Source organism: Allofrancisella guangzhouensis, assembly GCF_000815225.1.
GTDB lineage: Bacteria > Pseudomonadota > Gammaproteobacteria > Francisellales > Francisellaceae > Francisella > Francisella guangzhouensis.
This window is the reverse complement of the sequence record NZ_CP010427.1, coordinates 962,192-977,919: the sequence shown is the minus strand read 5'-3', so window position 1 is coordinate 977,919 and position 15,728 is coordinate 962,192. Positions and strand designations below refer to the sequence as shown.

Genomic DNA, 15,728 nt, shown 5'->3' with positions numbered 1-15,728 from the left:
TTATATAACACGTTAAAAGGTTACAAAAAAAATTCATAATATAAAAAAACTTTCTCTAAATTAAAGCTTTCATATTCTCTATCAGTAATTTCTTTAAGATTATTTACATAGCTGAAGAAATTTATATCTTGAGAGTCCCAGTTTCCTGCCTCAAGCTTATCCATATTGATACTATCAACAATTTTTTTGAGCGAAGAGAATACACTAACCCAAAGATTCAACGTATTAGTACAAAATTTTTTGAACAATCCAAGGTTAAATGAAACATTCCCCAAATTTTTAGTTTTGGCATAATATAGCCTGAGTAAGTTAATATTATAATCTTTAATATCTTCTAGCCAAATAGCATTATTCCTACTAGTAGAAAATTTTTGCCCATTTAACAGGGTATAACTATTTATTACACAAATAGGTAGTTTTGTATAATCAATCCCCATTTTTTTAAGAATATAAGGGCTTGCTATAGCACTTATAAATGTATTATCTATTCCACAGAAAAATAAATACTTGTCGTAATCTTCGTTTGTTTTAATAACATCAAAAAACCTTAAAGCCCTCTCAGCAGCAATTGATAGCTTTTGCCCTTCGTATATTGTTGTTCCATTAGTCTTAAAAACTGATATAGGAATATCCTCTAATTGCTTATTTTCAATATATTGATCTATTTGTTTTATTAAATATGAGAAAACTACATTTTTTTCACTAAAAAGATATAATTTTATTTTGTTTATATAGTCTGCGTCGAAATTTAAGTACAGTTTTTTTACTTTTCTTTTTAATAATTTTTCTTTAGTTACAGAATGTATGGGATTAATAATTTTAGCAGCATCTTGCATCATACCACAGTTTTCACATTCAATAGCTATAGTTAACTGGCGACAATTAGGGCAAAGGCCCTCAACAAAACTCTCATCAATAAAAGTTTCTGTCTTTTCATTAAACTGGTTTAAAACTTCTTTTTCTTTTACTAAATCTTTTCTTAGAATAAAATCCTTAAAAACATTTAAGCTATTTAAAAAAGTTTTATTTTCTGGAAATTGTTTTAGAAAATAATCAAAACTTAGACTAAGCTTTCTAAAACTGGAGGAAATACTTTCTTCAAATTTTTCAACGGTCTCTTTATAAAGTAGCTTTGAAGTTTTTTCTATATGGTTTGTGTAACCGTATGTTCCTGTTGCAAAAAACGAAGTCACCCCATTTTTTTTAAAGAACCTATTAATCACATCTGAAATAATATAAGGCCCAAAAATATGTCCAAGGTGTAGAGGTCCATTTGGTGTAGGATAAGCGCACCCAACGATATATTTTTGGGGTTTTCCTTTCTTATTTTCAATAGCTTTATTGATATCTTTTTGATTAACATACCAAAAAGATTTTAGAGCAAGATCGTTTGTTTCTGTATTGATTAAAATATGATCTTCAAAAGGCTCAAATTTGATCACCTTTCCTTTGAAAACGTTTGTATATTGGCCTTGTGAATACAGTAACCCTTTTCCTTTTTCAATCATCCATATTTCTGTGTCGTGATGATTTTGTATGCGAGTATACTCATTTGGTTTTAATAAGATTGAACCTTCATTAGCATTCGTAGGTATTCTAACCTCATTATTAACTAACATAATAAGTCCTCAAAAAATACTTTGGTTGTTTCGAGCGTTTTAACATAGTCTCTTTCTAATTTTTTTTATCATTATTAACAAGATATATATAACCTGGTCGCCCTATTCCCAAAGCTCTATTTATAGGTTGTAATAAATCACCTTTTTTAATACTCATTTTCATACTAAATAGAGATTCAATATCATTGAAAACACTAAAATTAATATCTTTTATTATTTTCCCCTTAACGTGAGAAGATAAATATACGTATCTAGCATACTTAAGCTTTCCATTACTACGATCTCTAGTCAAAGTCAGAAATAAATCTGTGTTAAAAGTAGCAAACGGAAGTAGAGATAGCTGAGATAAACCATATATGCTCTGCGTTAACGAAAAATCTACACTTCCTCCTAGCCTAGCACCACACTCCACCAAAATGGGTCCGTTTTCAGTAAGCCTTATTTCCAGGTGTGCTGGACCATTCCAAATCCCAAGGGAATCAAGAACATCAAAAGAATACTTTTCTAATATTTTATATGGAAAGTCATTATAGTGAATTAATTCACTATATATATCATTTGAAGGCATATCATCATTCTCAGCCACCTCTCCCCATATATCTGTTACATAATGGTTTCGTTTTGATGAAATCGTATTAACAATATATTGCTGACCTTGTAAATATTGCTGAACAAGAACAGATTTGTTATCTTTTCCAAACACATCCTTTTTTAGTTTAATATAATTAAAAGCTTCTCTAATTTGCGTTTCAGTGTCACAATAAAAAACACTATCTGATAATGCGCTAGATACAGGTTTCAAAACTATTCTTTTTTTTTGATTTTTTTCATAAAAACAAAAAATTTCATCCAAATTAGAAGTTAGAACCTGACCTGCGTATGCTAAATTGTCATACTTCAATTGCTCATGCATTAAATACTTATTTCTTTTTACAACACCTTTTGAAAAGTCATGCCAAACTATTTTAAGGTCTTTGTTTATTTTATCTGCCATTAATATACCAAACTCTGACCCAGCCATAGCACATAACACTCTTCTATTCTTTATAGCATCCAAAAAACCTACATAAGACTTATCATCATTTATTATAAAACTCTCTATATAATCCATTTTGCAAAAAGTGCTTTGTGAAACTTTATGATTATAGCTATCACTACTAGTAACGTGCAAACAACTATATCCTAACCCATTGAAAAGCTTAGGAATAAAGTGTCCACTAGAATATCCATCACATATTATAATTATGTGTTTTTGTTTCATCTTGTGCCCTCTCTAGTAAGAATATGAAAGAATTTTTTCGTGATGCACTTTGTACTTATCGTATCCTAATATATCGTTTATAATCATAGAGTTTCTATAAGCAGATAAACTTAAATTACTATCACCTAATCCAAAAGTCCTCCTAAAACCATTTTGGATGTATATTTTCTTATTATTACTTACATCTAGGAAAACTTTTCTGTGTTTTCTCGTATACTGTATATTTTCTAGAAAATCGAAAGCTTTATTTCTGTAACCTATACATAATATTGCTATATCACTATAAACATAAGTATCAACACCAAGGTTTATGTCTTCAAAAAATAATTCTAAACTTCCACCTTTTTCAGTTATACTTCTCAAATTATGGCTACAATAAATATTTACATCTATATCAATGTTGTCAACAAACTTTAAGCTATATATTTTATTATATAACTCATCTAATAAGTTTTGTGTTATCCCATCTGAAGTATATATTTCGTTTTTTAATAAATCATCTTTTCTTGCGTCTGGTAAATCTGTGAAATACCTAACAAAAGAAGGATTATAAAGTTCGTTATCAAAGCTAGTCTCTTGTAATGCCTTCATATTAATTCTTCTTGAATATAAAGAAACGTCTTTGCTAATATTACTATCAATAATATCGTTAAGGATTTCCGCCCCACTTTGGCTTCCACCAACGATAGAAATTTTTTTATCGTTTAATAAACCTCTATTTTTGTAATCTAAATATTGGGAACTATGTATTACATTTTTATTAGAGTGTAATTCTTCTATAACAATTGGTTCTATTCCTAAACCAACCACTAAATTTTTAGCTTTAAAAACTTCTTTACTTGTATCAACCCTAAAATATTTTCCACAATCATGAAGACCAATTACTTCTGTAGAAAAACGTATATTATCTTTCTCTTCTCTAATCTTATTACAACACCAGACATAATAATTTTCCATTTCTTTTCTATAAACGTTAGTAATATTTCTTGATAAAAAAACATATAAAAGTCCATGATTGTGAAGATATGATAAAAAAGATAATGGATGTGTTGGATCAATAGGTGTTACTAGATCTTTTAGAAAACTTGTTTGCGATCTTGCATGATATAAAAGGGATTCACCATGCCAACAAAATCTTTCTTTTTTATCTATAACTAAAAAATCTATACTAGTCTTATAGAGTAAAGCTGCTAGCCCTAAATTACTGGAGTTACGGACTTTTGCCCTATAGTTAAAGCGAAAAAGTTTTCTATGTGTTAATTTATAGTTACATCAACGAAGTTATGTTCTAAAAATGAAACAACGTGAATTAGCGAATTTATATACTGAATATTTGTTATGCCAAAATTCCCAAGCAAGTGCGACAGAGTGTTCAAGTATGTTAGATGAACTAGTAAAACATGATAGTTTTTCCAGGATGTTAAAAGTTGGTAGCTACGAGAGTAAATATGTCTGGTTAAAAGGTAAAGGCATTTTAAAAACTTACAAAGATAAGCCAAAGATATTATCTATAGACAATACAATAAGTCCTAAATCTGATAGTAAGGTCAATGAGGTAGTAAACTGGTTTTATGACCATTCTGTAGGCAGAGCAGTTAAAGGCATAAATCTTATTAGTGCTTTAATCCATGTTGGAGATGCTAATATTCCTGTAGGCTTTGAAGTACAAACTAAGGAAAACTTTGTAGTAGAAAAAGATAAAGCAGGTAGAGAACGTCTAAAGCGTAAAGCACGCTATACAATTAATGAACTGGCAAGAAAACTGGTATTGAAAATTATTAAAAATTTCTCTAGTTTTGATTATGTAGTAGCTGATAGGTATTTTGCTTCTAAAGATAATTTAAGATTTTTTAACAAACATAAACTCTCGTATGTAATAGGTATAGCGAATAATCGTTTAGTTGCTAAGAGTAAAGCTAATGCTCTTGCTGGTAACTACTGTAGGTTAGATGAATTAGGATTGCTAGAAAATGAGACTATAAAAATTTATTTAAAAGATATAAAATATAGTCTTGTGGTTACTCGCCAAGTCTTCAAAAACGGAGACAATTCAACAGGTGAGATTTATTTAATTACTAATGATCTGAACCTAGAGAGTAACCACATAAAAGATATCTATCAAAAAAGATGGAATATAGAAGTTTATCATCGAAGTATAAAACAAAATGCTAGTCTTGCTAAATCACCTACATCTATAGCTGTCACGCAACTTAACCACATAGGGCTTTCTATAGGGGCTTATTGTGAGCTTGAAAAATTAAAACTTGTATCAAATAAAAACCACTATGCTTTAAAAAGAAAAATGTTAATCGCCGCCAATCAAGCTAGCCATAGGGAAATTATAAAAATGAAAAAGATATTCAAAATGACTGCTTAAAACAAAAGTCCGTAACTCCAGTAAATTACTTGGGCCAAGCCCAAGTAATATATAATCATAAACTTTATTACTCATTCAAAATCTTAGGTAAAATTAACTGTTTTATATAAAAGGTATTTTTATTTAAACACAAATTGAATAAAAAATATATATTAAATTTGCAATAACATTTAAAAATTAAATATGTTAAAAAACTTAGTAAAATGTTGTATATAAAAAAAAGAATTTTAGAATAATTTTATTAAGATTGGTTAAAACTTGCTCAACTTTTTAGGATTTATTTCTCTAGCAAGTACATATATTTGGCTAAGATAACTTTTTGTTCATGTACCACTTAGCTAGGTTTTTTAAGGGAATATTATTTGAACTCATAGAAATTTATTATTTCTTACTAACTTACCTATGCTCAGTAAGATTTAATTTTTTACCTGCTACCCAAACTTTTTTAAGATGATTTATAACTTTTGCACTCAAATTAGCTGGTAAATCAACTAGAGTATAGTCTTTTTCTATAGATATATTACAGATATGTTTACTATCTATGCCACCTTCATTTGCTATAGCACCAACTATATTTCTTGGTTGTACATCATTTTCACGACCCACATCTATTCTATAGGTAGTTAGATCTATATCTACTCTCTTTGGTCGTTTTTTGTCAAACCTAGAATTATTATTTCTGTCTCTATCATTAAATCTATCACTAGGTCTGGATGTCCTTTCATCTCTTTTAACAGGAGCTCTCTTTTCTTCTTTAGCCTGAATTTCCCTTGGAAAAAAGCCTTTCTTATCTTGTGCTAAAAGTGTAAGTACTGCTAATAAATCTTCTGAATCCAGCTCTAACTGATCACGTATTTCAATTATTATTTCTTTATACTTGTCTAGAGATTTATTTTTTTCTAGAGCAGAGGTTATTCTATTTTTAAAGTCATTAATCCTACTATCAGCAAGTTCTTTAGCACTTGGCATAAATACTTCTTCTAGTTTTGAATTAGTAAATCGCTCAAGCGAACGTAAAAATCTCATTTCTTTTAATGTTACTAGAGAAATAGAAACTCCTTCACGCCCTGCTCTACCAGTACGGCCAATTCTGTGAACATAAGTGTCTTCATCATTTGGCATATCATAGTTAATCACATGACTAATACGCTCAAGGTCTATACCTCTAGCTACAACATCAGTAGCAACTAAAATGTTAGATCTAGCACTTTTAAATTGCTCAACAATATATTCTCTTTGAGATTGCTGCATATCACCATTTATAGCAGCTACTTTATAACCAAGAGCTTTTAAATTATCTGCTACTTCTATTGTACTTGTCTTAGTTTTAACAAATATTACTACACCATCAGTTTCTTCTATTTCTAATAGTCTGTCTAAAGCATCTATTTTTCTAAAACCTTTAACTACTATAAATTTTTGTGTAATTGTATTAGCTGTTTTGGTTTTTGCTTTAACCTGTATTTTACATGGATTTCTTAAATACTCTTTTATAATATCAGCTATATCTTCCGGTATAGTTGCTGAAAAAAGTAGTCTCTGGCAATCATCAGATATGTGACTTAAAACCCATCTAACATCGTCAATAAAACCCATTCTAAGCATTTCATCTGCTTCATCTAATACTAACGCTCTTAGATTATCTAGCTTTAGTGTTCCTTTTTCAATATGGTCCATAACTCTACCAGTAGTACCTACTACTACTTGGACACCATTTTTAAGTGCTCTTATTTGTGAACCATATTCTTGTCCACCATAGATACAAGCAACAGATAAACTTGTGACACTTTTTGCAAAAGCTTCAAATTGTTCCGCTACTTGTATAGCTAATTCTCGAGTTGGCGCCAATACTAAGATCTGTGGAGATCTGCTTTTATCATTCAGATCTAAATTATTAATTAATGGTAATGCAAAAGCTGCTGTTTTACCCGTACCTGTTTGTGCTTGACCTAGCACATCTCTACCCGATAATATATATGGAATAGCATACTGTTGAATTGGCGTTGGGTTCTCATACCCTAAATTTATAACAGTATCTACAATATTTTGATCTAAGCCTAAAGAGCTAAAATCTTTTTTTGTTTCTGAATTCATTTTGTAACCGTAAATTAAATATTTTGAGAAATAATAATTTGAAAATTATGAAAATTTAAAATTATCCACGTGATGTAATTTCTAGTAGATGGTAGCCAAATTGCGTTTTCACTGGTCCATGAACAGTGTTTAACTCGTCATTAAAGACTACTTTATCAAATTCAGGAACCATTTGACCTTGGGAAAAAGTACCTAGATCACCACCTCTAGCTCCAGATGGACACAGAGAATGTTTTTTTGCAGCTTCTTCAAAAGTTATTTTACCTTCATTAATATCTTTTTTTATTTGTTCACATTCAGATTCTGACTGTACTAGCAAATGTCTTGCTGAAGCTTTCATAAGTAAGTTCCTTAATTCATTATTATTTACTATTGCAAATTACATTCCAAAGGATACATTATTTACTCAAAATATACAACTTTTATAAATTTTACTACTTAACATCTGGCATTTTAGGAAAAATGTTTTTTTATTCTCTCTTTTAAACTTGCCTTCTGCTCTTCAGAATAAGCTTGTACCTGAATATTGCCCCATACCGGATTAGGCCAAGCAGGATCTGTAGTAAACCTTCCAATAACATGAATATGCATTTGCTTTACAACGTTACCTAAAGTAGCTATATTTAACTTATCAACTTTATATTCGTCTTTTAAAAACACTGATAACTTATTTATAAGAGCATTTATATTATACTGAACAGAATCATCTAGTTCATACCATTCTATTTTATCTGTAAATGGCACAACGATAAACCATGGTGATGTAATATTATTCATCACTAATATTTTACAATCTAAAGTTTGACAAACTTCAAAGGTATCTTTTTCTAATCGTTCATCCAATTTAAACATTAAAATGTTCCCTAATTTTTTCTAGATCTTCTATAGTATCAACCCCTGTTGGTGTACTTATTATAGCTTCGGCAACTGCTATCTTATAACCGTTATATAAAACTCGAAGTTGCTCTAAAGATTCGTATCTTTCAATAGGGGCCTTACTTAACTTTGTATATTGTTTTATAAAACATACTCTATAAGCGTATATCCCAATATGCCTAAAATATTCAGCTTGTTGAACTTGTTTATTCTCTGAAAAGCCTCTTTCAAAAGGGATTGAAGCCCTACTAAAATAAAGAGCTTGGCTATTTTTATCAAACACTACTTTTACATTATTTGGATTATATATATCCTCTAAAGAAGTTATTTTTTCACACAGAGTTGATACTACAGCTTCAGATTTATTTACTAACAACTCTGCCACTTGCTCAATGTTTTCAATAGGTATTAATGGTTCATCACCTTGTACATTAATAACTATATCTTCATCATTATAAGCAAGTTGTAAGACTGCTTCAGCTATCCGGTCTGTACCAGATGCATGTTCAGGCTTAGTCAAAATCACATTTGCACCAAAGTTTTGTGCTATATCTTTTATTTTTTGGGAATCTGTAGCTATAACTATACTTTCAAATTTAGATTTAGAGACTTGCTCAAATACTCTTTGAATCATTGGTTTACCTGCTATATCAGCAAGCATTTTATTTGGTAGACGTGTAGAGTTTAACCTAGCTGGAATAATAATATGAATTTTAGCCATATTTTTTTATCTCTTCAATATTTAGCTTAGTAGCTTCTTCAACAAGCATAACTGGTATGTTATCACGTATAGGATATGCTAGCTTATCTGCTTTACACACTAAAATTTGCTTTTGTTTATCATAGTGCAAGTTAGACTTACAAACTGGACAAACTAGTACGCTTAAGACAGATTGATCCATTTATTTCACCCCTATTGTAAATTCAAATTTAGTATCTATTTCTTTAGATTCTACAAGTTTATAATCATTAACCTTACACCAAGCTGGTATATCATACATTGTACCAGGATCAGTACAAATAACCTTTAGTAACTCTCCTGAGCTCATAGTTTTAAGCATATTCTGAGTTTTAATAACTGGCATTGGACACAGCAATCTTTCTAAATTTAATTCTTTCATATATGTACCTTATATATACCATTCTTTTCTAATTTCATCAGCAGAGATAGGCTTAACTTTAATCTCTTTGCTAGTACCGTCTAAGTAATTAAATACCATTATTACAGAATCCTCAGTTTTACCTTGCGTAAATCTCCCTAAAATCTCCGCTGTAAATTTTTCATCAGACTTATTAAACTTACCATCTATCAAAGTCAAAGGACCTGTATGGGATGAACAATAAACACTTATAAACTGATTTTTATAACCGTTTAAATAGTTATTTTCACCCTCTTCTCGGCCAACTATAAGTTTAAATTCAGGCTTAAAACGAATGTGTCTACCTAATTTTAATAGCATAATATCATCAAACTCATACTCTCGTGTATTTCTAGCTTGCCATAAATCCACGAGCTTATCAGAATACTGTTTATCTGTAAGAAAACAACATCCACCTGCTGGAGAGGCATAATTCTCTATAGCATATTCTTTTGCTAACCGTATCTGATCCTTTCTACCTCTACCTGTAATACCAAGCAATTTAGATCTATCAACCCAACCTTCTTTTTCAGGTTTAGTTTCTGGAAGATTTTTAGCACTAAGTGGTCGCAATAAAAGGTCATCTATACCAGATTGTTTCTGTACTACTGGCATTGTATCTTTTCTTTGCGACATTGGCCTTTGACCAATAACCTCTCCTGTTATTATAAAATCAAAACCATTTTCAATAGCCCATTGCTTTGCCTTTCTTACCATAAATATCTTACAATCTAAGCACGGATTCATATTAGCACCATAACCATATTTTGGGTTCAAAAGAACATCTTTATATTCCTCTATAACATCAATAATATGCAGTTTTATACCCAGCTGCTCAGCAACCCATAGAGCGTTGTTTTTCTTTTGTTTTTCTTTATCACGCTTACGGATAGCGTGGGTGTGACCTTCAACACAAAACCCTGTGAAAAAATTAATCCCTTCGACGTGAATACCCTGCTCTTGTATCAACTTTGTAGCTAACATAGAGTCAAGACCACCAGATATTAACGAAACAGCTTTTATTTGTTTTTTCATCATTAATAGTTAAAATAGGTATTTTAAAACTTGAATCATTTGTAACAATTTTAGCATATTGATATTTTAAACTATATTTTTTATTTCAATAAAATATAGTTTAAAAAGCAACCAACTTGATTAACTAAAAAACCAATATACATAAAGTCACTCTACAGAACCGAAATACACACATTGACTTTAATGACTAACATAGCCTCTATAGAGTTAACAACAACCTTTTTTATTAATCGCTACGTTTGTCATATAAACACCTAAAAATATTACTCCACCGAAGATTAAAGATAATGAGGATAAGGTTTCACCATAAAATATAAATCCTATAACTATAACCAAAAAAGGCATAACGTTTTGAAATACTGCAGTTTTGTATACCCCTATTTCTTCTAATGACTGTAAATACCATAAATAAGATACTACTGTAGCAAAAACTGATATATATATCATACTTATCCAAAAAGGAAAATCTGTATCTGCAAGCTTACTAAAATCAGATTTAAATAAACTAATAGTAGCAAACATAATCATACCAACAATAGCACCATAAGTATTTATTGTTATCATGTTTATACCTTGTCTAACGCAACTTTTGCCTAAGATAGCATAAGCGCTAAAACATAGAACTGCTAAAATACTTAGTATCTCACCTAAATTAATTGATAAACCAACCGAACATTCTACTTCTGTTCCATAACCTGAAAATGATACAACTCCTACTGTCCCCAATAGCGCTACTAAAATCCCCAGTTTAGCTTGTAAATTTACTTTCATTTTAAAAATATAGCTAGATAAAAGCGTTATGAAGCAAGGTGAAAATGCGTATATAATAGCTACTATATTTCCCGATATTAGTTTTTCAGCCCATAAAAATGCAATATTATATAAAAATACCCCAAAAAAGCCTATAGCAATGATATAAAGCCATTGCTTTATACTCAAATTTGGTAAAAATGTCTTAGTATAATAATAATGAACTAGTAGAAGTATTAGTGAGGCAAATAGATAACGAATAAATCCCACTAAATATATATCTATATATCTTAATGGCAATGGCGCTATATGATATAAACTAGCCCAGAACGTAACCACTAATAATATTTTGATATAACTTTTAGTAGATATATTCATAATAGCAAACTACTTATTTTTAATTAAATATTCTACTATACTTGGGTTTACTAAGGTAGATGTATCACCTAAATTATCATAATTTCGAGCTGCTATTTTTCTTAAAATTCTACGCATAATCTTCCCTGATCTGGTTTTTGGTAGCTCTGGAGTAAACTGTATAACTTCGGGAGTAGCTATTGGACCTATTTGCTGCCTTACATATGCAACTAAAGATTTTCTTATATCAGTTAAAGTTTGCTCATTGTACACTATATTATCTTTTAAAATACAGTAAACATATATAGCTTCACCTTTGATCTCATGAGGCATACCTACAACTGCACTTTCTGCAACATCTTTATGCGTATTTAAAGCTGCTTCAATTTCTGCTGTTGCCATCCTATGACCTGAAACATTAATAACATCATCCATGCGCCCTTCTATCCAAATGTAACCATCTTTATCACGTCTAGCAGCATCTCCTGAAAAATAATATCCTCTAAAACTACTAAAATATGACTGTATATACCTATCGTGATCATTATAAATAGTTCTTGCCATACCAGGAGTTGCTCTTTTAATACACAAAGCTCCCTTACCTTCACCTACTATTTCTTTACCATTAGGGTCTAGCAAGGCCACCTCGACACCAAAAAAAGGTTTTGTTGCAGAGCCTGCTTTTAATTTATGTGTACCTGGTAGAGGAGTGATCATAATACCTCCTGTTTCTGTCTGCCACCAAGTATCAACCAAAGGGGCTTGATTATTGCCTCCTTTCTCAACAAACCATTCCCATGCTTCTGGATTAATTGGTTCACCAACTGAGCCAAGAACTCTCAAAGATTCTCTAGAAGTCCCTTTCAGATAGTCATCACCCACTTTAATCAAAGATCTAATTAAGGTTGGTGCTGTATATAATATACTAACTTTATGTTGATCTACCTCTTGCCACAATCTTGAAGCATCTGGATATGTTGGAACACCCTCAAAGATAACAGAAGTAGCACCATTTGCAAGAGGTCCATATACTACATAAGTATGCCCTGTTATCCACCCGATATCTGCTGTACACCAATATATATCATCTTCTTTATAGTCAAATACTACCTTATGTGTAAAGCTTGCATATACCAAATAACCACCAGAAGTATGAATCAAACCTTTAGGAGCACCTGTAGACCCTGAGGTATAAAGCATAAACAGAGGCGATTCTGAGTCAAAAGCTTCTATTTTATGCTCTTTTGATACTTTTTTACATTCATCACTATAACATAAATCTATTTTGTCGTTCCAAGTAATATTTGCTGTATTAGTATTACGTATAACTAAAACGTTTTTTACAAAATCTAAATCAGCAATAGCTTTATCAACACTAGCTTTCATTGGAATTCTCTTACCTGACCTAACACTTTCATCAGCTGTTATAATAAAGTTACTTTTAGCATTAATTATGCGTTGCCTTAACGCCTCTGATGAAAAGCCACCGAATACTACCGAATGAATAGCTCCTATACGAGCACAAGCTAGCATTGCGTATATCGACTCTGGTATTAAAGGCATATAGATCGTAACAATCTCACCCCTTTTAACTCCATTTGCCTCTAAGACATTTGCCATCTCACATACATTATGGTACAACTCATTATATGTAATTTTTTTAGATTTATCTGGATTGTCAGCCTGCCATATAAAAGCTATTTTATCAGCCTTATCTTTTAAATGCCTATCGACACAATTATAACAAACATTTAATTTACCTCTTTCAAACCATTTTATATCTACTGGATCAAAGGTACTATTGTAAGCCTTATCAAATGGTTTATGCCAATAAAGACGTTTAGCTTGCTTAGACCAAAACTCTTCTGAACTATTTAGAGATTCTTCATATTGTTGCTCATAAATAGCTGAATTAACATGAGATTTTTCAATAAACTCCTGTGAAACTTGAAACTTTGAATACGACATAAATAATAATCAATGAGTTAATAGTTAATTCTTATATTATCATATAAAAAACTAATGCTCTTATTTTTTACCTATTAGATAGATAGTTTTTAAATTTTTCACCAAGTTCTGGATGTTGTAAAGCAATTTCATAATTAGCTATTAAAAACCCTAACTTACTTCCGCAATCATAACGAGTTCCTTTAAACTCATAAGCCAATAATTTCTCTTCCTTGTCAATTAGTTTTGCTATAGCATCTGTAAGTTGGATCTCTCCACCAGCTCCCTCAGAAGTCATTTCTAAACATCTAAAAATTTTATTGGGTAACAAATATCTACCAACTACAGCGTTTGTTGATGGAGCTTTATCAGGGGTTGGTTTTTCAACAATTGCTTTTATAAGGTTTTCATCATCTTTGGCTATTATCCCATAAGATTGTGTTTTATCTTTTGAAACTTGTTGAGTTGCTACACAACCTCTAAAATCAGTACCCTCGACAGTTTTTACCATCTGCTTAAGTGCCCCTGTTCTGCAATCATGATTATAAATAAGATCATCAGGTAAGATTACAGCAAAATCTTCTATACCCACTAAAGGTTTTGCACACAATATCGCATGACCTAACCCTAAAGCTTCTGGTTGACGCACAAAGAAAAAACTAATATCCCTAGGGATGATATTTTTTACAGTTTCCAGTAAATCATATTTTTTCTTTTTTTCCAAAGAATACTCAAGTTCAAAATTTCTATCAAAATGGTCTTCTAATGATTTCTTATTTGAGCTTGTCACAAATATTAGTTCTTTACAACCAGCTTCTATTGCTTCTTCTACAGCATACTGAATTAATGGCTTATCAACCACCGTTAACATTTCTTTAGGACAAGATTTAGTCGCTGGCAGAAACCTAGTACCCCAACCAGCAACAGGAAAAACTGCTTTTCTAATTTTCATATTTTTAACTACGCCTTATATTCTTAACTTTTATCATAGTGAATATACTCTATAACTGACAGTATACATTAACATAGATTGTATAACTTTTATAAGTTAATTTTTTTAGTTGCTCTATATACTTTCTAAGGTCATTTGATCGTTTAACATATAAATCCACTATTATCTTTTTGTCAAAATAATAAATAGACATTTGCTTATCTAAAATTAAGTCCTCTCCAAGACCATTAGCAGCAAAAAAACCTAAAATTAATTCATGTATTTGATGACGTGAAGGCTCAAAATTTTCTAAATTAACCACACCAATTTCATGGTCTGAAACATCAACGTGAACTGTTATATCTTTAATATCATCTATTTTATGATAAATATTACTCTTAACAACCTCAGCAATATAATGACCTTCTGATGCTGTACAGTATTTATCAACTAAAACGTGCACATCTAAAATGATCTTACCAGCCATTTTTCTAGTCCTAAGATAATGAAAATCTCTAACTCCTTCTATCTTAGATATTATTTCTTTAATAGCTTCACGTGTTTGTTCATCAACACCTTCATCTATTAGTTCTGCAACAGCTGAATACCCCCATTTAATACCCATCTTAACAATCATACAGCAAACTACAAAGGCTGCTAAAGCATCCATCCATACAAAACCGGCAAATGCTCCAATTAAGCCAACCAATACCACTACTGATGACCACATATCTGAACGGCTATGCCATGCATTAGCTCTAAGTAAGTCAGAATTAATTTTATTTGCTGATCTCATAGTATATTGGTAAATGAATTCATTACCCACAATTGAAAAAATAGCAGCAAAGGCTGTATAACTATCAGGTTGGCTGTAATTACTATTTATTAAACTACCCACTGAATGATAAACAATCATAAAACCAATCGCTATTAATAACCCTGACAAAACCAAAGTAGCTAAGGTCTCTATCCTTTCATGACCATAGGGGTGATTATGATCTTCTTCTTTGTTTGCATATTTTGCAGCGAATAAAACCATCACGTCGCTTAATAAATCAGAAAAAGAATGTATGCCATCTGCAAATAACGCAGGAGAGCGACCCACCACACCAACCAAAACTTTAACAACTGCCAGTAGTGCATTTATAAACATACCGACAATAGTAACTTTTTTGGTAATCTGATATCTATTATGCGACATTTCTATAACCTTCTTTTAGTTTATGATGAAAGAGTTTATTTAAAGCAAATAATAACTTCTAATAAAGCTAATGTCTATTAGAATATAGCCTTTTATTCTAGGGCAGTATTTCTTTAGAGGTTTGATCCCTAGTTATAACAA

Annotated in this window: 15 protein-coding genes; 1 reads left to right on the top strand and 14 read right to left on the bottom strand. The window is 30.8% G+C overall.

Translation table 11 applies throughout. The features are described from left to right. Positions 1–20: 20 nt before the first annotated feature. The 3 genes from SD28_RS04615 to SD28_RS04605 are packed head-to-tail and all read right to left on the bottom strand — an operon-like array spanning position 21 to position 4,032. Positions 21–1,619: a class I tRNA ligase family protein gene (locus tag SD28_RS04615; protein ID WP_039124552.1), complete on the bottom strand. Its 1,599-nt coding sequence runs from the start codon at positions 1,617–1,619 to the stop codon at positions 21–23. A gap of 55 nt (positions 1,620–1,674) precedes the next feature. Next, positions 1,675–2,880 (bottom strand): ATP-grasp domain-containing protein, encoded by a 1,206-nt coding sequence (locus SD28_RS04610; RefSeq protein ID WP_039124549.1) that lies wholly within the window; start codon positions 2,878–2,880, stop codon positions 1,675–1,677. Between the two features lie 12 nt (positions 2,881–2,892). Beyond that, positions 2,893–4,032 carry a SidA/IucD/PvdA family monooxygenase gene (locus SD28_RS04605; protein ID WP_244877009.1) on the bottom strand — a complete coding sequence of 380 codons (1,140 nt, stop codon included), beginning with the start codon at positions 4,030–4,032 and terminating at the stop codon, positions 2,893–2,895. Between the two features lie 142 nt (positions 4,033–4,174). Between SD28_RS04605 and SD28_RS04600 the strand changes: the two genes are divergently transcribed. Further along, entirely contained in the window at positions 4,175–5,257 is a 1,083-nt protein-coding gene (locus SD28_RS04600; protein ID WP_039123393.1) for an IS701 family transposase, read from the top strand. 396 nt (positions 5,258–5,653) lie between these two features. On the opposite strand, the gene SD28_RS04595 is transcribed toward SD28_RS04600, so the two are convergent. The 11 genes from SD28_RS04595 to SD28_RS04545 all read right to left on the bottom strand — a co-directional run bounded on the left by SD28_RS04595 (position 5,654) and on the right by SD28_RS04545 (position 15,587). After that, complete coding sequence (locus tag SD28_RS04595) at positions 5,654–7,351, bottom strand: DEAD/DEAH box helicase (protein WP_039124545.1); 1,698 nt, start codon at positions 7,349–7,351, stop codon at positions 5,654–5,656. 61 nt (positions 7,352–7,412) lie between these two features. Then, positions 7,413–7,691: a peptidylprolyl isomerase gene (locus SD28_RS04590; RefSeq protein ID WP_039124542.1), complete on the bottom strand. Its 279-nt coding sequence runs from the start codon at positions 7,689–7,691 to the stop codon at positions 7,413–7,415. Positions 7,692–7,804: 113 nt separating this feature from the next. Continuing rightward, complete coding sequence (locus tag SD28_RS04585; protein ID WP_039124540.1) at positions 7,805–8,203, bottom strand: HIT domain-containing protein; 399 nt, start codon at positions 8,201–8,203, stop codon at positions 7,805–7,807. Then, positions 8,196–8,948 carry a 3-deoxy-manno-octulosonate cytidylyltransferase gene (gene kdsB / locus SD28_RS04580; protein ID WP_039124538.1) on the bottom strand — a complete coding sequence of 251 codons (753 nt, stop codon included), beginning with the start codon at positions 8,946–8,948 and terminating at the stop codon, positions 8,196–8,198. Before kdsB ends, SD28_RS04585 begins: the two co-directional genes overlap by 8 nt. Continuing rightward, positions 8,941–9,129, bottom strand: coding sequence for a Trm112 family protein (locus SD28_RS04575; RefSeq protein ID WP_039124536.1), 189 nt, complete (start codon positions 9,127–9,129; stop codon positions 8,941–8,943). The genes kdsB and SD28_RS04575 overlap by 8 nt, the downstream gene beginning before the upstream one ends. Then, a complete protein-coding gene (locus SD28_RS04570; RefSeq protein ID WP_039124534.1) occupies positions 9,130–9,348 on the bottom strand; it encodes a sulfurtransferase TusA family protein in 219 nt (72 codons plus the stop codon). Positions 9,349–9,357: 9 nt separating this feature from the next. Continuing rightward, positions 9,358–10,404 (bottom strand): tRNA (5-methylaminomethyl-2-thiouridylate)-methyltransferase, encoded by a 1,047-nt coding sequence (locus tag SD28_RS04565; RefSeq protein WP_039124532.1) that lies wholly within the window; start codon positions 10,402–10,404, stop codon positions 9,358–9,360. A gap of 204 nt (positions 10,405–10,608) precedes the next feature. Beyond that, positions 10,609–11,529 carry a DMT family transporter gene (locus SD28_RS04560; RefSeq protein WP_039124530.1) on the bottom strand — a complete coding sequence of 307 codons (921 nt, stop codon included), beginning with the start codon at positions 11,527–11,529 and terminating at the stop codon, positions 10,609–10,611. A gap of 9 nt (positions 11,530–11,538) precedes the next feature. Beyond that, positions 11,539–13,476 (bottom strand): acetate--CoA ligase, encoded by a 1,938-nt coding sequence (acs, locus tag SD28_RS04555; protein ID WP_039124528.1) that lies wholly within the window; start codon positions 13,474–13,476, stop codon positions 11,539–11,541. A gap of 67 nt (positions 13,477–13,543) precedes the next feature. Beyond that, entirely contained in the window at positions 13,544–14,407 is an 864-nt protein-coding gene (gene galU / locus SD28_RS04550) for a UTP--glucose-1-phosphate uridylyltransferase GalU (protein ID WP_039124525.1), read from the bottom strand. Positions 14,408–14,456: 49 nt separating this feature from the next. Then, positions 14,457–15,587 carry a cation diffusion facilitator family transporter gene (locus SD28_RS04545; protein ID WP_039124523.1) on the bottom strand — a complete coding sequence of 377 codons (1,131 nt, stop codon included), beginning with the start codon at positions 15,585–15,587 and terminating at the stop codon, positions 14,457–14,459. Positions 15,588–15,728: the final 141 nt, after the last annotated feature.